The sequence below is a fragment of the Pseudomonas linyingensis genome, from assembly GCF_900109175.1.
GTDB lineage: Bacteria > Pseudomonadota > Gammaproteobacteria > Pseudomonadales > Pseudomonadaceae > Geopseudomonas > Geopseudomonas linyingensis.
On sequence record NZ_FNZE01000027.1, the window covers coordinates 1 to 19901 of the forward strand.

Annotated in this window: 17 protein-coding genes and 1 tRNA gene; 12 read left to right on the top strand and 6 right to left on the bottom strand. The window is 66.4% G+C overall.

Annotated features, from left to right (window positions below; genetic code table 11):
- A partial coding sequence (locus BMZ19_RS21195) for a retention module-containing protein (RefSeq protein ID WP_170847824.1) occupies window positions 1-2300 on the bottom strand: 2300 nt, incomplete at its 3' end.
- A 490-nt stretch (window positions 2301-2790) separates the two neighbouring features.
- On the opposite strand from BMZ19_RS21195, the gene BMZ19_RS21200 reads away from it, so the two are divergent.
- The 3 genes from BMZ19_RS21200 to BMZ19_RS21210 all read left to right on the top strand — a co-directional run bounded on the left by BMZ19_RS21200 (window position 2791) and on the right by BMZ19_RS21210 (window position 7780).
- Window positions 2791-4140, top strand: a complete 1350-nt coding sequence (locus BMZ19_RS21200; protein WP_090313661.1) for a TolC family outer membrane protein — start codon at window positions 2791-2793, stop codon at window positions 4138-4140.
- 120 nt (window positions 4141-4260) lie between these two features.
- Window positions 4261-6417, top strand: a complete 2157-nt coding sequence (locus BMZ19_RS21205) for a type I secretion system permease/ATPase (RefSeq protein WP_090313622.1) — start codon at window positions 4261-4263, stop codon at window positions 6415-6417.
- Between the two features lie 28 nt (window positions 6418-6445).
- Window positions 6446-7780 (top strand): HlyD family type I secretion periplasmic adaptor subunit, encoded by a 1335-nt coding sequence (locus BMZ19_RS21210; protein ID WP_090313663.1) that lies wholly within the window; start codon window positions 6446-6448, stop codon window positions 7778-7780.
- 12 nt (window positions 7781-7792) lie between these two features.
- Here BMZ19_RS21210 and dinB read toward each other — a convergent pair whose 3' ends face one another.
- The gene (gene dinB, locus BMZ19_RS21215; RefSeq protein ID WP_090313624.1) at window positions 7793-8842 is read right to left on the bottom strand and encodes a DNA polymerase IV; all 1050 of its coding nucleotides are present in this window, start codon (window positions 8840-8842) and stop codon (window positions 7793-7795) included.
- 254 nt (window positions 8843-9096) lie between these two features.
- Between dinB and BMZ19_RS21220 the strand changes: the two genes are divergently transcribed.
- The 7 genes from BMZ19_RS21220 (at window position 9097) to tsaA (ending at window position 15056) form a co-directional block, all read left to right on the top strand.
- Window positions 9097-9173 (top strand) — tRNA-Met (locus BMZ19_RS21220).
- Window positions 9174-9312: 139 nt separating this feature from the next.
- Entirely contained in the window at window positions 9313-9855 is a 543-nt protein-coding gene (locus tag BMZ19_RS21225) for a cytochrome b (RefSeq protein ID WP_090313626.1), read from the top strand.
- Window positions 9856-10002: 147 nt separating this feature from the next.
- A complete protein-coding gene (gene rimO / locus BMZ19_RS21230; protein WP_090313628.1) occupies window positions 10003-11328 on the top strand; it encodes a 30S ribosomal protein S12 methylthiotransferase RimO in 1326 nt (441 codons plus the stop codon).
- Between the two features lie 112 nt (window positions 11329-11440).
- Window positions 11441-12157 (top strand): ZIP family metal transporter, encoded by a 717-nt coding sequence (locus BMZ19_RS21235; protein WP_212633264.1) that lies wholly within the window; start codon window positions 11441-11443, stop codon window positions 12155-12157.
- A gap of 58 nt (window positions 12158-12215) precedes the next feature.
- Window positions 12216-12890 (top strand): FAD-dependent oxidoreductase, encoded by a 675-nt coding sequence (locus tag BMZ19_RS21240; RefSeq protein WP_090313630.1) that lies wholly within the window; start codon window positions 12216-12218, stop codon window positions 12888-12890.
- A 150-nt stretch (window positions 12891-13040) separates the two neighbouring features.
- On the top strand, window positions 13041-14249 hold the full coding sequence (trpB, locus tag BMZ19_RS21245) for a tryptophan synthase subunit beta (protein ID WP_090313631.1): 1209 nt from the start codon (window positions 13041-13043) through the stop codon (window positions 14247-14249).
- A 114-nt stretch (window positions 14250-14363) separates the two neighbouring features.
- On the top strand, window positions 14364-15056 hold the full coding sequence (gene tsaA, locus BMZ19_RS21250; RefSeq protein WP_090313634.1) for a tRNA (N6-threonylcarbamoyladenosine(37)-N6)-methyltransferase TrmO: 693 nt from the start codon (window positions 14364-14366) through the stop codon (window positions 15054-15056).
- Window positions 15057-15123: 67 nt separating this feature from the next.
- On the opposite strand, the gene fpr is transcribed toward tsaA, so the two are convergent.
- Complete coding sequence (gene fpr / locus BMZ19_RS21255) at window positions 15124-15900, bottom strand: ferredoxin-NADP reductase (protein WP_090313636.1); 777 nt, start codon at window positions 15898-15900, stop codon at window positions 15124-15126.
- Between the two features lie 112 nt (window positions 15901-16012).
- Between fpr and BMZ19_RS21260 the strand changes: the two genes are divergently transcribed.
- Window positions 16013-16939 (top strand): LysR family transcriptional regulator, encoded by a 927-nt coding sequence (locus BMZ19_RS21260; RefSeq protein WP_090313637.1) that lies wholly within the window; start codon window positions 16013-16015, stop codon window positions 16937-16939.
- 9 nt (window positions 16940-16948) lie between these two features.
- Here BMZ19_RS21260 and BMZ19_RS21265 read toward each other — a convergent pair whose 3' ends face one another.
- Window positions 16949-17317: a diacylglycerol kinase gene (locus BMZ19_RS21265; protein ID WP_170847826.1), complete on the bottom strand. Its 369-nt coding sequence runs from the start codon at window positions 17315-17317 to the stop codon at window positions 16949-16951.
- 103 nt (window positions 17318-17420) lie between these two features.
- Window positions 17421-18071, bottom strand: coding sequence for a response regulator transcription factor ErdR (erdR, locus tag BMZ19_RS21270; RefSeq protein ID WP_090313639.1), 651 nt, complete (start codon window positions 18069-18071; stop codon window positions 17421-17423).
- 193 nt (window positions 18072-18264) lie between these two features.
- On the opposite strand from erdR, the gene BMZ19_RS21275 reads away from it, so the two are divergent.
- Complete coding sequence (locus BMZ19_RS21275) at window positions 18265-19155, top strand: DMT family transporter (protein ID WP_090313641.1); 891 nt, start codon at window positions 18265-18267, stop codon at window positions 19153-19155.
- On the opposite strand, the gene BMZ19_RS21280 is transcribed toward BMZ19_RS21275, so the two are convergent.
- Window positions 19145-19858, bottom strand: a complete 714-nt coding sequence (locus tag BMZ19_RS21280) for a tRNA-uridine aminocarboxypropyltransferase (protein ID WP_090313643.1) — start codon at window positions 19856-19858, stop codon at window positions 19145-19147. The genes BMZ19_RS21275 and BMZ19_RS21280 overlap by 11 nt on opposite strands.
- Window positions 19859-19901: the final 43 nt, after the last annotated feature.

Genomic DNA, 19901 nt, shown 5'->3' on the forward strand with positions numbered 1-19901 from the left:
ATGGTCAGGCTGTCGCCATCGACATCGCTCGGAGCCACGAGGCCCAGGTCGGTGCCGGTGGATTCCTCGTTGACGGTGAGGCCGGCGTCGTCGGCGACCGGGGCATCGTTGACCGGAGTCACGCTGACGCTGACGGTGACCGTATCGGTACCGCCCTGCCCGTCGCTGACAGTGGCGGTGAAGCTGTCACTGCCGTTGAAGTTGCCGCTCGGGGTGTAGGTCCAGGTGCCGTCGGTGTTGACGATGACGCTACCGTTGGCCGGATCGGTGGCCTTGGCGAAGGTCGGCGTGTCGCCGTCCGCATCGGTGGCGGTGAGCTGGCCGCTGACCGGGGTGTCTTCCGCTGTGGTCGCGGTGAGGTCGTTGCCTACCGGCGCGTCGTTGGCCGCGCTGACGGTGATGGTCAGGGTGCCGACGTCGCTCAGGCTGCCGTCGGTGACGGTGTAGGCGACGCTGTCGGTGCCGTGGAAGTTGGTCGCCGGGGTGTAGGTGTAGCTGCCGTCCGCGGCGAGGGTGATGCTGCCGCCCTGGGCGGTGGCGAAGGTGCCGGCGATGACCGACAGGCTGTCGCCGTCCAGGTCGGTGTCGTTGGCATCGAGGTCGATGACCGAGCTGAACGGGGTGTCTTCGGTGACGGTGATGCTGTCGTCGACCGCCACCGGCGCGTCGTTGGCCGGGCTGACGGTGATGGTCAGGGTGCCGACGTCGCTCAGGCTGCCGTCGGTGACGGTGTAGGCGACGCTGTCGGTGCCGTGGAAGTTGGCCGCCGGAGTGTAGGTGTAGCTGCCGTCGGCGGCCAGCACCAGGGTGCCGCCCTGGGCGGTGGCGAAGGTGCCGGCGATGACCGACAGGCTGTCGCCATCCAGGTCGGTGTCGTTGGCATCGAGGTCGATGACCGAGCTGAACGGCACGTCTTCGGTAGCGCTGACGGCATCGTCGCCGGTGACCGGTGCATCGTTGACCGGAGTCACGGTGACGTTGACGGGCACAGTATCGGTACCGCCCTGCCCGTCGCTGACAGTGACTGTGAAGCTGTCGCTGCCGTTGAAGTTGCCATTCGGCGTGTAGATCCAGGTGCCGTCGGTGTTGACGATGACGCTGCCGTTGGCCGGATCGGAGGACTTGGCGAAGGTCGGAGTGTCGCCGTCCACATCGGTGGCGGTGAGCTGGCCGCTGACCGGGGTGTCTTCCGCTGTGGTCGCGGTGAGGTCGTTGCCTACTGGGGCATCGTTGGCCGGGCTGACGGTGATCGTCAGGGTGCCGACGTCGCTCAGGCTGCCGTCGGTGATGGTGTAGGCGACGCTGTCGGTGCCGGTGTAGTTGGCCGGCGCCGTGTAGGTGTAGCTGCCGTCGGCGGCCAACACCAAGGTGCCACCCTGGGTGGTGCTGAAGGTGCCGTCGACCACGGACAGGGTGCCGCCGTCGACATCGGTGTCGTTGGCATCGAGGTCCAGGGTGGAGCTGAACGGCACGTCCTCGGTCACGCTGACCGCATCGTCCACGGCCACCGGCGCGTCATTCACCGGGGTAACGGTCAGACTGACAGTGATAGTGTCAATGCCGCCCTGGCCGTCGCTGACCACCACGATGAAGCTGTCGCTGCCGTGGTAGTCTGGGTTCGGCGTGTAGGTCCAGGCACCGTCGGGCGCGACGCTGACGCTGCCATGCGCCGGGTCGCTGCCCTTCGCGTAGCTCAGGGTGTCGCCGTCCGCATCGGTAGCGGTGAGCTGACCACTGATCGGCGTGTCTTCTGTGGCAATGACTGTAAGGTTGCTGCCGACTGGGACATTATTGCCAAATAACAGTGCGTTACTGCTATCTGGCGCCGCTTCATCGCCCAAGCGCTCGATGACCAGCTCGGTCCCGGTTTCTATGCCATCGGTCGAGAAGCCGATGACTGGGTCCAGTCTAAGCGAAGTTTCGCTCAAGACAACAAAGCTGTGCCCCTCCCCTCCGGCACCAGTGCCAACACCACCGGCACCGCCGCCTGCCGCAGAGGCCTCGAATTCGAAGGTCGGGTCGAAGCCGGCGGCCAGGACCCGTTCAAGGTCGTCCGCCGACTCGGCGCGCTCCACGCTGGCCGCCGCCTCCAGCGCACCGGCCTGCCAGCGGCTGTTGCCGCCCAAGCGGATCACCTCACCATCGGCCAGCTGCAGCACCACCTCGCCACCGAAACCGGTGACTACCTGCTCACCTTGCAGCAAGCGCTCACCTTCAAATATCTGACGCCTGAAACCCTCTGCAGAGATGGCGAAGACCTGACCGACAAGATTTTTGACGATGGCGGCGATGGTGCTCATGAGACAACTCCTGTGGCGCGAGGCGCGCTGAATCCTTGACCGGTGAGGCGATTGGTGACCAGGGGAGCAGCTACGAAGTGCAAGTCGAGCTCGTCGACAAGCTGGCGGGAGCCATACCGGATAGCGCATGCTCGCGACACACCGTCCCTGGTTTGGGCGTTATGCGTTGCAGGACGGGGGACTTAGCTCCCGCACAAACATCTTTCTACACTCTGCCCCCGGAAAGTGTGGGCAGACAGTACAATCCTGACAGTTTTTCTGGCAACGGTGTTTTTATGCCATGCATGCTACCATGGCGCGCCAAAAAACCGACATAGCATAGCCGCAAGCAAGGCGCCGCAGCTCTGCGACAAGTACGCCCTCCAGCCACGCAAAATTACCCTATCGAGGGAGCGCCGCGGAATGTTTGCCCCGCCAGTCCCCATGGTTATCGGCAACCAGAGAAGGATATGGAACATATAGTCCTATCCAAAAACAGAAAGGAGTCTTGATAAATATGCGTTTCTCTGCAGCCTTCCCCTTGGCCCTCGCAGTTTCCCTGTCGGCCCACGGCCAGACGCTCAGCGAGGCCATGCAGTCCGCGCTCGAGGTTCACCCGGAAATCCAGGCGGGCATTCACGCACGCCTGTCTGTCGAGGAGCAGATGAAGGCCGCCAAGGGTGGCTACCTGCCGCAGGTCGACTTGCTCGCCAGCTACGGCCGCGAGAACACCGACAGCCCGGGAACCCGTGGCAATGCGCATGACACGGAAACCCTGACCCGCGGCGAGTCCTCCCTGCGCCTGCAGCAGATGCTGTTCGACGGCTTTGCCACTAGCGGTGAAGTCGGGCGCCAGCGCGCCACGGTCAATGCCCGCGCCTACGAGTTGCTGGGCAGTTCCGAACAGACGGCGCTGCGGGTTGCCGAGATCTATCTTGATGTGCTAAGGCGCGAGGCACTGGTGCGCCTTGCCGAAGACAACCTGCGCAGCCATGAGCGCATCTACGATCAGATCAGGCTGCGCAGCGAGCGTGGAGTAGGCCGCATGGCCGACCTCGACCAGGCCGAGGCGCGCCTGGCCCAGGCACGCAACAACCTGCTCACCGAGCAAGTCAATCTGTCCGACGCCCAGGTGAACTACTTCAGCGTGGTCGGCAGGAATCCCGCGGACCTGAACCAGCCACCCACGCTGTCCGGCCAGCTACCGACCAGCCTGCAGGACGCCCGCAAGGAGCTGCTGAGCAACAATCCGCTGCTCAGTTCGGCCCAGTCGGATGTGCAGGCTGCCGAACACCAGTACGCAGTGGCCAAGTCGACCTTCTATCCGCGCGTCGACGCCGAACTGTCACGCTCGGCGGACAACAACATCGACGGCAGCACAGGCCACCAGAACGAATGGCGGGCCATGCTCAACATGCGCTACAACCTGTTCGCTGGCGGCAGCAACAAGGCCGACCTGCAGTCCAAGGCGTATCAGATCAACCAGAGCATGGACATTCGCAACAACGCCCTGCGCGTGCTTAACGAGGATCTGGGACTGGCCTGGAACGCGCTGAACAACGCACGACAGCAGCTGCCCATCGCCCAGCAGTACGTCGACTACAGCACCCGTGTGCGCACCTCCTACCAGAAGCAGTTCATCCTGGGTGACCGCACCCTGCTCGACCTGCTCGACAGCGAGAACGAGCTGTTCACCGCCAGCCGCCGCCTGGAGGATGTGCGCTACGCAGAGCTGTTTACCCAATACCGGATCAAGGCCATCACCGGTACCCTGCTGAAGAGCCAAGGGGTAGTCGCACCGATCGCGGCCACTCCGCTGGATGAGGTCAAGCCGCAGGTCGAGCTGCCTACGCTGAACTGATCACCGCCCGGAGCGGGCAGTCCCTAGGCTACCCGCCTGCCTGAGGCTCCTGGCACCTGCGCGTCGCGCCAGCCTGGCGCAGCTGCCATGAGCCCTACTCTCCAGCACGAGTGAAATCCTGTGACCGTCGAGCTACACCAGTCCCCCTCCCGCTGCGACCCACGCGACCGCCACGACGACCCACTGCTCGACAGCCTGCTGTCGCTGTGTGTACTGCATCAGAAGCCGGCCAGCCGGGCCATGCTCACCAGCGGCCTGCCGCTGCCCGAGCAGTGTCTGACCGCCGAGCTGCTGCCGCGCGCAGCGGCCCGCGGCGGGCTGCAGGGACGCTGGCTGCGCCGACCTCTGGAGAAGATCCCGGCCATTGCCCTGCCGGCCCTGCTGCTGCTGCGTGACAGCCGCAGCGCCCTGCTGCTCGGCTGGGACGAACAGGGCCAGGCGCGGGTCATGCTCAGCGAGAGCGAGGGCGGCGAAGTGCGCGTCAGCGCCGAGCTGCTCGCCGAGGACTACAGCGGCCAGGCATTCTTCGCCCAGCCGCAGCACAGGTTCGAACTCAGCCAGGGCGAGCTGATCCCGCGCGCAGCTTCCTGGTTCCGCGATACCCTCAAGCGCTCGCGCTGGCTGTATGTCGATGCCGTGGCCGCCAGCCTGGTGATCAACCTGATCGGCCTGGTCATCCCGCTGTTCGTGATGAATGTCTACGACCGCGTGGTGCCCAACCAGGCGACCGCGACCCTGTGGGTGCTGGCGCTCGGCGTGGCCGGCGCCTTTCTGTTCGACCTGCTGCTCAAGACCCTGCGCGGCCTGTGCCTGGATCTGGCCGGCAAGAAGACCGACCTGATCATTTCCGCCACGCTGTTCGAGCGTATCGCCGGCATGGCCATGAAGTTCCGCCCGGCGCGGGTCGGCAGCTTCGCGCAGAGCATTCACGAATTCCAGAGCCTGCGCGACTTCCTCGCTTCGCTCACGCTGGCCAGCCTGATCGACCTGCCCTTCGTCCTGCTGATCCTCGCCGCGATCGCGCTGATCGGCGGGCAACTGGTATGGATTCCGCTGCTGACCTTTCCGCTGGCGGCGCTGATCAGCTGGACGCTGCAGAGACCCCTGGCTCAGATCATGCAGAGCAGCATGGCACTGGCTGCCGAGCGCCAGTCGAGCCTGATCGAGACCCTCGGCGGCCTCGATGCCATCAAGGCCAACAATGCCGAGAGCGAGCGCCAGTACCTGTGGGAGCAGACCATCGGCACCCTCGCCCGCCTGGAACTGCGCGCGCGCATGCTCTCCAGTCTGGGGCTCAATTCGACGGTGTTCTTGCAGCAGCTGGCCGGGGTGGCCACCATCGTCGCCGGCGTCTACCTGATCATCGCCGGCGAGCTCAGCATGGGCGGCCTGATCGCCTGCTACATGCTCGGCGGTCGTGCCTTGGCGCCGCTGACCCAGCTTTCCAGCCTGGTACTGCGCTATCAGCAGGCCAAGGTGACCCTGGACTCGGTCAACCAACTGATGAGCCTCCCCCAGGAGCGCCACGCGGACGAACGTCCGCTCAAGCGCCAGACTCTGCAGGGCGCCATCGAGTTCCGCCACGTCGACTTCCACTACCCGGAGCAACAGCAGGCGGCCCTCTCGGACATCACCCTGAGCATCCGCCCCGGCGAGAAGATCGGCATCGTCGGCCGCAGCGGCTCGGGCAAGAGTTCGCTGGCCAGGCTGATCGTCGGCCTGCACCAACCCGACAGTGGCAGCCTGCTGCTCGACGGCATCGATGTGCGCCAGCTGGACGTCAGCGACCTGCGCCACAACATCGGCTATGTGCCCCAGGACATCCAGCTGCTCTCCGGCACCCTGCGCGACAACCTGATGTCCGGCGCACGCTACGTGGAGGACAAGCAGGTGTTGCAGGCCGCCGAGCTGGCCGGCGTGCACGAATTCGCCCGCCTGCACCCCAAGGGCTACGAGCTGCAGGTCGGCGAGCGTGGCCAGAATCTGTCCGGAGGCCAGCGCCAGCATGTCGCCCTGGCCCGAGCGCTGCTGCTCGACCCGCCGATCCTGCTGCTCGACGAACCGACCAGCGCCATGGACAACACCAGCGAGGAGCAGCTCAAACGGCGTCTGCAGGCAGTCATCGCCAACAAGACCCTGCTGCTGGTAACCCACCGTGCCTCAATGCTCAGCCTGGTCGACCGGCTGATCATCGTGGAGCGCGGGCGCATCATCGCCGACGGCCCCAAGGAGGCCGTCATGGAAGCACTGAAGAAGGGGCAGATCAGTGTCGAATAAGGCATCAGCAGGCGGCCCGCATCAGGCCCTGGGCAGCTACTTCGGCAGCCGCGACGAACTCGGCAACGCGCCACTTCCCGAGGTGCGCAAGGCTCTGATCGAGGACGCCCCACGGGTGGTGCGCCTGACCATCTGGGCACTGATTGGTTTCATTCTGTTCCTCCTCACCTGGGCGCATTTCGCCGTGGTCGAGGAGGTCACCCGCGGCGAAGGCAAGGCAATCCCCTCATCGCGCCTGCAAAAGATCCAGAACCTGGAGGGCGGTATAGTCGCGGAGATCTTCGTGCACGACGGCCAGGTGGTGGAGGCAGGCGCGCCACTGCTGCGCCTCGACGATACCCGGTTCGCTTCCAATGTTGGCGAAACCGAGGCCGACCGCCTGGGCCTTGAGCTGCGTGTCGAACGCCTCAAGGCAGAGATCGACGGCGTGCTGCTGAGCTTTCCCGAAGCGCTGCGCAGCCAGGCCCCAGTGCAGGCCGACAGCGAGCTGGCGTTGTTCGATAGCCGCCAGAGGCAGCTACACGACGAGGTGGCCGGCCTCGAAGAACAGCTGATCCAGCGTCGTCAGGAGTTGCGCGAATACGCCTCCAAGCAGGGCCAGTTCCGCAACAGCCTGACCCTGCTGCGCCAGGAAATCCGCATGTCCGAGCCGCTGGTGGCGGAAGGCGCGGCCTCCGAAGTGGAGCTGCTGCGCCTGCGGCGTGCCGAAGTCGAGGCACGCGGCCAGCTGGAAGCCACTGCGCTGGCCATCCCCCGCGCCGAAGCGGCCATCGCCGAAGTCGAGCGCAAAATCGGTGAAACCCGCGCACGCTTTCGCAGCGAGGCGCTCACCCAGCTCAACGAGATGCAGACCGAGCTGAGCAAGGTCCAGTCCACTGGTAAAGCGCTGGAGGATCGAGTCAAGCGCACCCTGGTCACCTCGCCGGTACGTGGCATCGTCAAGCAGGTGTTGGTCAACACCATTGGCGGCGTCATCCAGCCGGGCAGCGATCTGGTGGAGATCGTGCCGCTGGACGACACCCTGCTGGTCGAGGCACGTATTCGCCCCCAGGACATCGCCTTCCTGCACCCCGGCCAGGCGGCCACAGTCAAGTTCACCGCCTACGACTACACCATCTATGGCGGACTCAAGGGCAAGCTGGAGCAGATCGGCGCCGACACCGTTACCGACGAGGATGGCAACAGCTTCTATGTAATCAAGCTGCGCACCGAGAAGAGCCATCTGGGTAGCGCCGAGGATCCGTTGCTGATCATCCCCGGCATGGTCGCCTCGGTCGACATCCTCACCGGAGAGAAGAGCATCCTCAGCTACCTGCTCAAGCCGATCCTGCGCGCCCGCGCCGAGGCCCTGCGCGAGCGCTGACTTGGAACCCGCCTAGAACAACGCCAGCTGCTCGCCGCCCTCGCGCAGGTCGAGCAGACGTACCCCCACCCCGATCAGCCGCACCGGCCGGTCGCCGCGGGCAAAGGCTGCGGCCAACAGGTGCCGGTAGCTGTCGGCATCGCGTCCGGCGCCGGCCTGCTCGAGGGTGGTCTGGGTGAAGTCGTGGAACTTCAGCTTGACCAGCGGCTTGCCCGCCCGGTAGCCGCTGTCCAGCCGCGCCAGGCGGCGCTCCAGCTGCTCCAGCAGTACCGGCAGTTCGGCCTGGCAGGCCGCCAGATCGGGTAGATCACGGTCAAAGGTGTGTTCGACGCTGACCGTCTGGCGCCGCCGCTCCACCTGCACGGGCCGCTCGTCGATGCCATGGGCCAGCTGCCACAGACGCTCGCCGAAACTGCCGAACTCGCGCACCAGCGCCAGGCGCTCCCATTGGCGCAGATCGCGGCAACGCTGGATGCCGAGGCGCGCCAGGCGCTCGGCGGTGACCTTGCCCACCCCGTGCAGGCGCGCCACCGGCAATGCGGCGACGAATTCGTCCACCTCGCCCGGGGTGATCACGCACAGGCCGTCCGGCTTGTGCCAGTCGCTGGCGATCTTGGCGAGGAACTTGTTCGGCGCCACCCCGGCCGACACGGTGATGTCCAGCTCCGTGCGCACCCGCTGGCGGATGTCCTCGGCGATGCGCGTGGCGCTGCCGGCAAAGTGCGCGGAGTCGGACACGTCCAGATAGGCTTCGTCCAGCGACAGCGGTTCGATCAGCTCGGTGTAGTCCTGCAAGATGGCGTGGATCTGCTGCGAGGCCGCCTTGTACGCCTCGAAACGTGGGCGCACGATCAGCAGCTGCGGGCACAGTGCCAATGCCGTGCGCGAGGCCATCGCCGAGTGCACGCCGAAGGCACGCGCCTCGTAGTTGCAGGTGGCGATCACGCCGCGCCGATCCGGCGCACCGCCCACGGCCATGGGACGTCCGGCCAGACGCGGGTCGTCGCGCATCTCGATGGCGGCGAAGAAGCAGTCGCAGTCAATATGGATGATCTTGCGCACGACAAACCGGCGAATCGACCGGACTCCGGATAAAAACAGGCGGACGGCCAGTGTAACGCCTGCGCCGCCGGCATGGCGCGCCCTTGCCCATGGCGGCGACCGTTGACCACGGTTAAACCGCCGAGCCGTCCCTGCAGACCACGACCGACGCGCCCCGACGCTCTTTTCCTGCAGTAAACAGTTGATCCTCTTGAAGTTTTTTCGAGCTTACACTTGACACCCCGGCGTTTTTGCGTAGAATGCCACCCCACAGACGCGGGGTGGAGCAGTCTGGTAGCTCGTCGGGCTCATAACCCGAAGGTCGTAGGTTCAAATCCTGCCCCCGCAACCAAATTTGAAAAGGCCATTCTTCGGAATGGCCTTTTCGTTTGCGCCAAAAAAACCTTAGCAGCGCCTTCCTCAGCTTGGCTTAAGCTTTTCGCCCTAGACTCCTGCGCATCGACTTCTCCCGGATGCATCAGGAACCCTCCATGCCTACCGCCCCCTCCCGCTACAGCTCTCTCAACATCGCCCTGCACTGGCTCATGCTGCTGCTGATCGCCGCGGTGTATGCCTGCATCGAACTCAAGGGCAACTTCGTGCGCGGCAGCGAGATCCGCGAAGGACTCAAGCATTGGCACTTCATGCTCGGCATGGCGCTGTTCGCCTTGGTCTGGCTGCGCCTGCTCGGCCGCCTGCTGAGCAAAACCCCGGCGATCCTGCCGAAGCCGCCCGCCTGGCAGACCGGCCTGTCACACCTGATGCACCTGGCCCTGTATGTACTGATGATCGGCATGCCGCTGGTCGGCTGGCTGCTGCTCAATGCCGAAGGCAAGCCGGTGCCGTTCTTCGGCCTGGAGCTGCCGATGCTGGTGGCGAAGAACCCTGCGCTGGCGGAAAACCTCGAGGAGCTGCACGAGTTCGGCGGTCAAGCCGGCTACTGGCTGATCGGCCTGCACGCGGTCGCCGGCCTGCTCCACCATTACCTCATCCGCGACAATACCCTGACCCGCATCCTGCCCGGCCGGGCCTGAACCGCGCCCCGGGTCACCAGCCCCGCCCGCTCCGCGCGCGGGGCTTTGCTTTGCCTGCGCGGTACTGGTCAAGCGCGGCTGGCATCGCTAGAATTGCGCACTTTTTGATCAGAGGCGCCAGTCCGGCGCCCTTCGAGGTTAGTCTGCATGTCCACCGCCACGCCCAAAGTCGGTTTCGTTTCGCTCGGTTGCCCGAAGGCCACCGTCGACTCCGAACGCATCCTCACCCAGCTGCGCATGGAGGGCTACCAGATCGTCCCCTCCTATGAGGATGCCGACGTGGTGGTGGTCAACACCTGCGGCTTCATCGACAGCGCCAAGGCCGAGTCGCTGGACGCCATCGGCGAGGCGCTGGCCGAGAACGGCAAGGTGATCGTCACCGGCTGCATGGGCGTGTCCGAGGACAGCATCCGCAACGTGCACCCCAGCGTGCTGGCGGTCACCGGCCCGCAGCAGTACGAACAGGTGGTCAACGCCGTGCACGAGGTGGTGCCGCCGAGCACCAGCCACGACCCCTTCGTCGACCTGGTGCCGCCGCAGGGCATCAAGCTGACCCCGCGCCACTATGCCTACCTGAAGATTTCCGAGGGCTGCAACCACAGCTGCGCCTTCTGCATCATCCCCTCGATGCGCGGCAAGCTGGTCAGCCGCCCGGTCGGCGACGTGCTCAGCGAGGCCGAGCGCCTGGTCAAGGCCGGCGTCAAGGAGCTGCTGGTGATCTCCCAGGACACCAGCGCCTACGGCGTCGACCTCAAGTACAAGCTGGACTTCTGGAACGGCCAGCCGGTGAAGACGCGCATGCTCGAACTGTGCGAGGAGCTGGGCAAGATGGGTGTGTGGGTGCGCCTGCACTACGTCTACCCGTACCCCAACGTCGACGACGTGATCCCGCTGATGGCCGCCGGCAAGATCCTGCCGTACCTGGACATCCCCTTCCAGCACGCCAGCCCCAAGGTGCTCAAGGCCATGAAACGCCCGGCCTTCGAGGACAAGACCCTGGCGCGCATCAAGCAGTGGCGCGAGATCTGCCCGCAGCTGACCATCCGCTCGACCTTCATCGTCGGCTTCCCCGGCGAGACCGAGGAAGACTTCCAGTACCTGCTCGACTGGCTCACCGAGGCCCAGCTCGATCGCGTCGGCTGCTTCCAGTACTCGCCGGTCGACGGTGCGCCGGCCAACGACCTCGGCCTCGAGCCGGTACCGGACGAGATCAAGCAGGAGCGTTGGGAACGCTTCATGGCCCACCAGCAGGCGATCAGCGCCGCTCGCCTGCAGCTGAAGATCGGCAAGGAGATCGAGGTACTGATCGACGAAGTCGATGAGGAAGGCGCCATCGGCCGTTCCGCCGCCGACGCCCCCGAAATCGACGGCAACGTCTACGTCGATAGCGAGCAGCCGCTCAAGCCGGGCGACAAGGTGTGGGTGCGCGTCACCGACGCCGACGAGTACGACCTGTGGGCCGAAGTCATCTGACCCGATCCGCTGCGCTGTCCCGACGAGCCCGGCCCCGTGCCGGGTTCGTCGTTTCTGCTTTCTGTACAGCGGCTAGGCTGTAAGCGAGCCCGTCCCGCGTCCGGAGGCGACCGTGAATCCCTGGCTGCATATCCTAGGTCTGACCCTGCTGCCCGGCCTGGCCATGCCGCTCGGCGGCTTGATCGCCTCCCGCGAACACATCCACCCGCGCTGGCTGGAAACCGAGCTGCGCCATGCGGTGCTGGCCTTCGGCGCCGGGGCCCTGCTCGCCGCGGTCGCCCTGGTGCTGGTGCCCGCAGGCATGCGCGGGTTGCCGGTCTGGCTTACCGCACTGTGCTTCGCCGGCGGCGGGGTGGCCTTCATGCTGGTCGACCGCTTGCTGGCCAGCCATCGCACCTCGGCCAGCCAGGCGGTCGACATGCTGCTGGACTACATTCCGGAAGCCCTCGCCCTCGGCGCGGCGGTGGCACTCGGCAGCCCCGGCGGGCTGCTGCTGGCCGGACTGATGGCGTTGCAGAACCTGCCGGAAGGCTTCAACGCCTATCGCGAGCTGCACCGCGACGCGCGCTTCGGCACCGGCTACATCCTCGGCCTGTTCACCCTGATCGCCCTACTCGGTCCGCTGGCCGGCTTCAGCGGCTACCTGTGGCTGGCGCCGCACCCCGGGGTGGTCAACGCCATCATGCTGTTCGCCTCCGGCGGCATCCTCTATTCGGTATTCGAGGACATCGCCCCGCAGGTTCCCCTGCAACGTCACTGGTTGCCGCCGCTGGGCGCGGTGGCCGGCTTTCTGCTGGGCATGGTCGGCCAGGCGCTGACCGGCGCCTGAGCGCGCCGGCAGCGGCCCGGTTGGCTGCTATGCTGGGGACAAACGGAGGAGGCCGCCCATGCAGCAGCTCAAATTGCTCGCCACGCGCAGCGAAGCCGGCAACATCAAGTCATTCATCTTCGAGAACGGCGGACTGACCTGGACCGCCGGGCAGAACCAGGCATTTGTCCTGCCCCAGGCCGGCCCCGAAGAGGCCGACAACCTGCGCTGGTTCACCCTCGCCTCGGCACCCAGCGAAAAGGTCGTGCAGGTGTCCACGCGCGTCGGCCCCAGCGCCTTCAAGCAGGCTCTCGACCGCCTGCAGCCCGGCGACAGCATCGGCGTACGCGACCTGGGCGGCGACTTCACCTGGGAGGAGGACTCCGCCACCCCCGTGGTGCTGGTCGCCGGCGGCATCGGGGTTACACCGTTTCGCAGCATCCTGCTGGAGCGCCATGCCCGTGGCCAGCCGCTGAACGCCACCCTGCTGTACTTCACCCGCGACGCGCAGATCGCCTTCCGCGACGAACTCGACCAGCTCTGCGCCCAGCACCCGGAGCTCGACGTGCGCTACCTGATCGGCGAGCTGATCACGGCCGAACGGATCCTGGACGAGAAGCCGCTGGCGGCGCAGGTGCCGGTCTACCTGTCCGGTCCCGAACCCATGGTCGAGAGCGTCGGCAACGACCTGAAGCAGCGCGGTGTCAGCCTCAAGCAGGACTGGTTCCCGGGCTACGATGAACGAAACTATTGACCGCCCCGTGACGCAGGCCCCACAGGGCGGCCGATGACGGCCGCCGCACACGGCGAAATCTTTGCCGACACAGCCATGTCGATAATATCCTCATGAATTTCCAGCCGGCGACGTCCTGTCGCCGGGCCCTTCCCCATGAGTACCTATCGCATGAGCGCTTCCCACCGTTTTGCCCCCATGCCCGATGCCCGCGGCTACTTCGGCCCCTATGGCGGCCAGCTGGTGCCACCGCACCTCAAGCAGGTGATGGACGAGATCGACGCCGCCTACGAGGAGATCCGCCAGCGCGAAGATTTCCAGCAGGAGCTGGCCAGTCTGTTCGCCGACTACGTCGGCCGCCCCAGCCCGATCTTCCATGCCCGCCGCCTGAGCGAAAAACTCGGCGGTGCGCAGATCCACCTCAAGCGCGAGGACCTCAACCACACCGGCGCGCACAAGATCAACCACTGCCTGGGCGAGGCGCTGCTGGCCAAGTTCATGGGCAAGAGCAAGGTGATCGCCGAGACCGGCGCCGGCCAGCACGGCGTGGCGCTGGCCACCGCCTGTGCGCTGGTGGGCATTCCCTGCGAAATCCACATGGGCCAGGTGGACATCGAGAAGGAACACCCCAACGTCACCAAGATGAAGATCCTCGGCTGCACGCTGGTGCCGGTGACCCGCGGTGCGGCGACCCTCAAGGAAGCGGTGGACAGCGCCTTCGAGGAGTACCTCAAGGACCCGCACAACTTCATCTACGCCATCGGCTCGGTGGTCGGCCCGCATCCGTTCCCGAAGATGGTCCGCGACTTCCAGTCGATCATCGGCAGCGAAGCGCGCGCGCAGTTCCTGAGCAAGCACGGCCGCCTGCCCGACCACGTCAGCGCCTGCGTCGGCGGCGGCTCCAACGCCATGGGCATGTTCACCGCCTTCCTCGACGACGAGGCGGTCAACCTGGTCGGTGTCGAGCCGGCCGGCGAGGGCCTGGACAAGCCCGGCCGCCACTCGGCCACCCTGTCGATGGGCAAGCCTGGCGAGCTGCACGGCATGGCTTGCTACGTGCTGGAAGACGCCGAAGGCCAGCCGGCAGCGGTGCACTCGATCGCCTCCGGCCTCGACTACCCCGGCGTCGGCCCGCAGCACAGCTACCTGAAGGACATCGGCCGGGTCAGCTACCAGACCGCCAGCGACCAGGAATGCCTGGATGCGTTCATGACCCTGTCACGGGTCGAGGGCATCATCCCGGCCCTGGAAAGCGCCCACGCGGTGGCCTGGGCGATGCGCGTGGCGCCGAGCCTGCCCAAGGATCAGCACATCCTGGTCAACCTGTCCGGCCGCGGCGATAAGGATGCCGACTACGTGGCCAAGCTGCTCGGCCTGTAAGTAAGTACCGCGCGCCCCTCTTCCGCCTACCGCGGAGAGGGGCTTGCAACCCTCGCTGCTGGCGCCGCCCGACGCGTATCATCGCCGCTCCCCCGCCTGAGCAAGACTCCCGCCATGCCCTACAGCGTCAGCCCCGTCGGTTACCTGCGTTCCTGCTTCAAGGAGAAGTTCGCCATCCCGCGCCAGCCGCAACTGGCCCCTGCCGCACGCGGCGTGCTGGAACTGGTGGCGCCGTTCGACAGCGGCGAGGCGGTCGACGGGCTGGAGCAGGTCAGCCATGTCTGGCTGCTGTTCCTGTTCCACCAGGCGCTGGAGGACCAGCCACGCCTCAAGGTGCGCCCGCCGCGCCTGGGCGGCAACCGCTCGCTGGGCGTGTTCGCCACCCGCGCCACCCACCGCCCCAACGGCATCGGCCAGTCGGTGGTCAGGCTGGAGCGGGTCGAGCCGGGACGCCTGCACCTGTCCGGCATCGACCTGCTGGACGGCACGCCGATACTCGACATCAAGCCCTACGTGCCCTACGCCGATATCGTCGATGCGGCCAGCAACGCCATCGCCGACGCGCCGCCGCCGGCCATTCCGGTCGAATGGAGCGCCAGCGCTCTGGCCCAGGCGCGCGAGCACGCCCTGCGCCTCGGCGAGCCGGTGGTCGAGCTGATCGAGCAGTGCCTGGCCCAAGACCCGCGCCCGGCCTACCAGACGCCAACGCCGGAGCGCCGCTACGGGGTGCTGTTCTGGGATGTGCAGGTGCGCTGGCACTATCCCGAGCCGGGACGCATCCGCGTGCTGGAGGTGGTGCCGTCCTGAGCGTCCCACAACGCAAAACGGCGGAACCCCTCACGGAATTCCGCCGTTTTGCCACGCGCCGTTTGCCTTACTTCTCGACGAAGGCGCGCTCGATCAGGTAGTCGCCTGGGTCGCCCATGCGCGGCGACACCTTGAGGCCGAAGCTGTCCAATACCTGGCTGGTTTCATCGAGCATGCTCGGGCTGCCGCAGAGCATGGCGCGGTCGTCCTGCGGGTTGATCGGCGGCAGGCCGATGTCGCTGAACAGCTTGCCGCTGCGCATCAGGTCGGTCATGCGCCCCTGGTTGCGGAACGGCTCGCGGGTCACGGTCGGGTAGTAGATCAGCTTGTCGCGGACCATCTCGCCGAAGTACTCGTGCTGCGGCAGCTCGTTGGTGATGAAGTCGGCGTAGGCCAGCTCGCTGACCCAGCGCACGCCGTGGACGAGGATGACCTTGTCGAAGCGCTCGTATGTTTCCGGATCCTGGATCACACTCATGAACGGCGCCAGGCCGGTTCCGGTGCCGAGCAGGTACAGGTGCTTACCCGGCAGCAGGTCGCTGAGGATCAGCGTGCCGGTCGGCTTGCGGCTGACCTTCAGCTCGTCGCCCGGCTGCAGGTGCTGCAGGCGCGAGGTCAGCGGGCCGTTCGGCACCTTGATGCTGAAGAACTCCAGGTGCTCCTCGTAGTTGGGGCTGGCGATGCTGTAGGCACGCATGAGCGGACGCCCCTCGACTTCCAGACCGATCATCACGAACTGGCCATTTTCGAAACGCAGCCCCTGGTTGCGGGTGGTCTTGAAGCTGAACAGGGTGTCGTTCCAGTGGTGGACACTGACGACGCGCTCGCTCACCAGGTTGCTCATGCGATGACTCCTTGCAGAAAGAGGCCGACTGGCTCTGTTGCTCTCTATTCTAGGCAGGCGCAAAGTATCCGTTAAATGAATAATCAGAATATTCTTTATAGGTTATATCGATATGCGTTTTACCCTGAGGCAAGTGCAGGTGTTCGTCGCCATCGCCCGGCTGGAAAGCGTGTCGCGCGCGGCCGAGTCGCTGGCCCTGTCGCAGTCGGCGGCCAGCACCTCGCTGGCCGAGCTGGAGCGCCACTACGACAGCCCGCTGTTCGACCGCATCGGCAAGCGCCTGGCGCTCAGCGCCCTGGGTGCCCAGCTGCTGCCCAAGGCGGTGGCCCTGCTCGACCGCGCCGAGGAAATCGAGCTGCTGCTGCAGGGCAAGAGCGGCTTCGGCTCGCTGCAGCTGGGGGCGACCCTGACCATTGGCAACTACCTGGCCACCCTGCTGATCGGCCGCTTCATGCAGGCCCATCCGGAATGCCGGGTACGCCTGCACGTGCAGAACACCAGCCATGTGGTACAGGGGGTCGCCCAGCACGGCCTGGATCTGGGCCTGATCGAAGGCGACTGCCAGCATCCGGACATTGAGGTGCAGCCGTGGGTCGAGGACGAGCTGGTGGTGTTCTGCGCGCCGCAGCACCCGCTGGCGCAGCGGCGCACGGCGAGTCTCGACGAGCTGGTGCAGGAAGCGTGGATACTCCGCGAACAGGGCTCGGGCACCCGGCTGACCTTCGACCAGGGCATGCGCCATCACCCGGTACCGCTGAACATCCGTCTGGAGCTGGAACACACCGAGGCGATCAAGCGCGCGGTGGAGTCAGGGCTGGGCATCGGCTGCATCTCGCGCCTGGCGCTGCGCGACGCCTTCCGCCGCGGCAGTCTGGTGGCGGTGGCAACCCCGGAACTCGATCTGCGCCGGCAGTTCAGCTTCATCTGGCACAAGCAGAAGTACCAGAGCAGCGCCATGCGCGAGTTCGTCGATCTGTGCCGCAGTTTCACCGCCGGCGTGCAGCACAGCGACCAGATTGCCCTGCAGGAGATTCCCTGAGGGAACGGCTCAGCCGAGCAGGATGACGCCCCACACCAGGGCGATCATCGACAGCGCCACCGCCTGGGCGGCGCTGCCCATGTCCTTGGCGTTCTTCGACAGGGGGTGACGCTCGAGGGAGATGCGGTCGATCGCCGCCTCCACCGCCGAGTTGAGCAGCTCGACGATCAGCGCCAGCAGGCACACGGCGATCAGGATGGCGCGCTCGCCGCGACTGACGTCGAGCAGGAAGGCCAGCGGCAGCAGCACGCCATTGAGCAGCACCAGCTGGCGGAACGCCGCTTCGCCGCCGAAGGCCGCGCGCAGGCCATCCCACGAATAGCCGGCAGCGTTGAGGATGCGTTTGAGGCCGGTCTGGCCCTTGAAGGGTGACAGCATGTGCGGGCGTCCGTAGCGAGGGAGGCCGGCAGTCTGGCAGCGGCGGCCTGAAAAAAACGTCAAGTAGCCGCACGCAGAGGCACGCCTGCCCTGCCAGGCGGGATCAGGCCGCCGGCAGCGACTCCATCTGTTGCAGCAACAGCGCCGCCTGGGTGCGGGTACGCACACCCAGCTTGCGGAAGATCGCGGTGACGTGAGCCTTGACCGTGGCCTCCGAGACGCTCAGCTCGTAGGCGATCTGCTTGTTCAGCAGCCCTTCGCAGACCATGGTCAGCACCCGGAACTGCTGCGGGGTCAGGCTGGCCAGCCCCTCGCTGACGGCCCGCACCTCGTCGCTGAGGGCGGCGGCTTCCTCGAGCTGCGGCGGCCACCAGACATCGCCATCGAGCACCGCGCGCACCGCCAGCTGGATGGTTTCCAGCGGGCTGGACTTGGGAATGAAGCCGCTGGCGCCGAATTCGCGCGATCGCTGCACCACCGCCGCCTCTTCCTGAGCCGAAACCATCACCACCGGGATCTGCGGATATTGGCCACGCAGCAGCACCAGACCGGAAAAGCCGTAGGCGCCGGGCATGTTGAGGTCGAGCAGGACCAGATCCCAGTCGCGCTTTTCGTTCAGTCGCGCTTCCAGCTCGGCGATACTGGCCACCTCCACCAGATGGGCCTCCGAACCCAGCCCCATGCTCAGAGCCTGTTGCAGGGCGCTGCGAAACAACGGATGGTCGTCGGCAATCAGTATTTCGTAGGCGGCCATGAGGGTTCCTGTTGTTGTTCTGAACGGACGGGAGGCGCAAGCGGCGCTCAGGATGCCGAGCACACCCTACCCGGTCAAGAAAAATACCCGCAAAGCCACTGGGGCCTTGCGGCGCGACCCTCATAGGGTCGCGCGAGTTCCCTGATTCTACCTTGTCGATGCCAATTTTCGCCTTTTTTTCCAAGGAGTCCCCATGCGTAGCCAGGCCTTGCGTGCCGACCTGCTGATGCTGCTCACTGCCCTCATCTGGGGCACCACCTTCGTCGCCCAGCGTCTGGGCATGAACGAGATCGGCCCCTTGCTGTACTCCGGCCTGCGCTTCGCCCTCGGTGCCCTGGTGCTGCTGCCGCTGCTGCTGTATCGGCCAGCCGGCACCGCCGCGCCAGCGCCGATCAGCCGCAGCCTGCTGCTCGGCGGACTGCTGCTCGGTCTGGCGCTGACCCTCGGCATCAACCTGCAGCAGGTCGGCCTGCTGTTTACCAGCGTGACCAACGCCGGCTTCATCACCGGCCTGTATGTGATCATGGTGCCGCTGCTCGGCCTGTTGATCGGCCAGCGTACCGGCCTCGGCACCTGGCTGGGCGCCAGCCTGGCGGTCGTCGGCATGGCCCTGCTGAGCATCGGCGCAGACTTCCGGGTGGCCCCCGGCGACTGGCTGCAACTGGCCGGCGCGCTGGCCTGGGGCGTGCACGTGCTGCTGGTCGGCGCCCTGGCCAGCCGCCACGACCCGGTGCGCATCGCCTTCCTGCAGTTTCTCACCTGTGCCGGGTTGAGCCTGCTGCTGGCCCTGCTGTTCGAGGAGATCGACAGCGCGGCCATCCTGCGCGCCGGACCGGCCATCCTCTATGGCGGATTGATCTCGGTGGGCATCGGCTACACCCTGCAGGTGGTGGCGCAGCAGCACGCCATCGCCTCGCACGCGGCGATCATCCTGTCCCTGGAAGCGGTGTTCGCCGCCATCGCCGGCGCCCTGGTGCTCGGCGAATCGCTGGCGCCACGCGGCTACCTGGGCTGCACGCTGATGCTCGCCGGCATGCTGGTTGCCCAGCTGTGGCCACGGCGTGCCGACGCGCTCAGGGCGTGAACGGGCGCAGCCGCCGGTGGGCCGCGCTGTGCTCGTCCAGCGGCAGCTGACGCTTGAAGCCGAGATAGCGCTCGCTGAACACGTCGAGATAGGCATCCAGCGCCTCGGCTGCGGGACTGTCGCCGGCCAGATCCAGGCACATGGCCGCCACCTCCGCGGTGCACAGGTGCTCGCCGCGCGTCGAACGACGCAGGCGATAGCGCGACTGCTGCTCGGGCGTCAGGCTGAGCACCGGGAAACGATCCAGGTAGGGGCTCTTGCGGAACATCTTGCGCGCTTCGGTCCAGGTGGCATCCAGCAGGATGAACAGCGGACGCTTGCCGCTGGCCGGCTCGACCGTCTGCACCACCCGCGGCGGCTCGGCATACTCGGCCGGGAACACCACGTAGGGTTGCCACTGCGGATCCTCGAGCAGCGCCAGCAGGCGCTCGTCCACCTCGACCCGCGACCAGCCGAAGGCGCTGTTGTCGGCCACCACGTCGGCGATCAGCCAGCCGGTGTTGCTTGGTTTGAGCGCCTCGATGTCGTGCATCAGCAGACACACGCCGGCGTGCGCCACCACCCGGGGGCGCCAGGCGCACATGCAGTGGCTGTGCGCCAGCCGGCAGTCCGCGCAGCGCGGTATGCGCGAGCCGCGGGCGACGAAGGGCTTGAGGCTGCGGGCCAGGCGCTCGGTGCGCAAGCGGGCGACACTGTTGCTCATCGACCGGCACCTGGCCCGGCAGGCAACGACAACGAACGAGGCG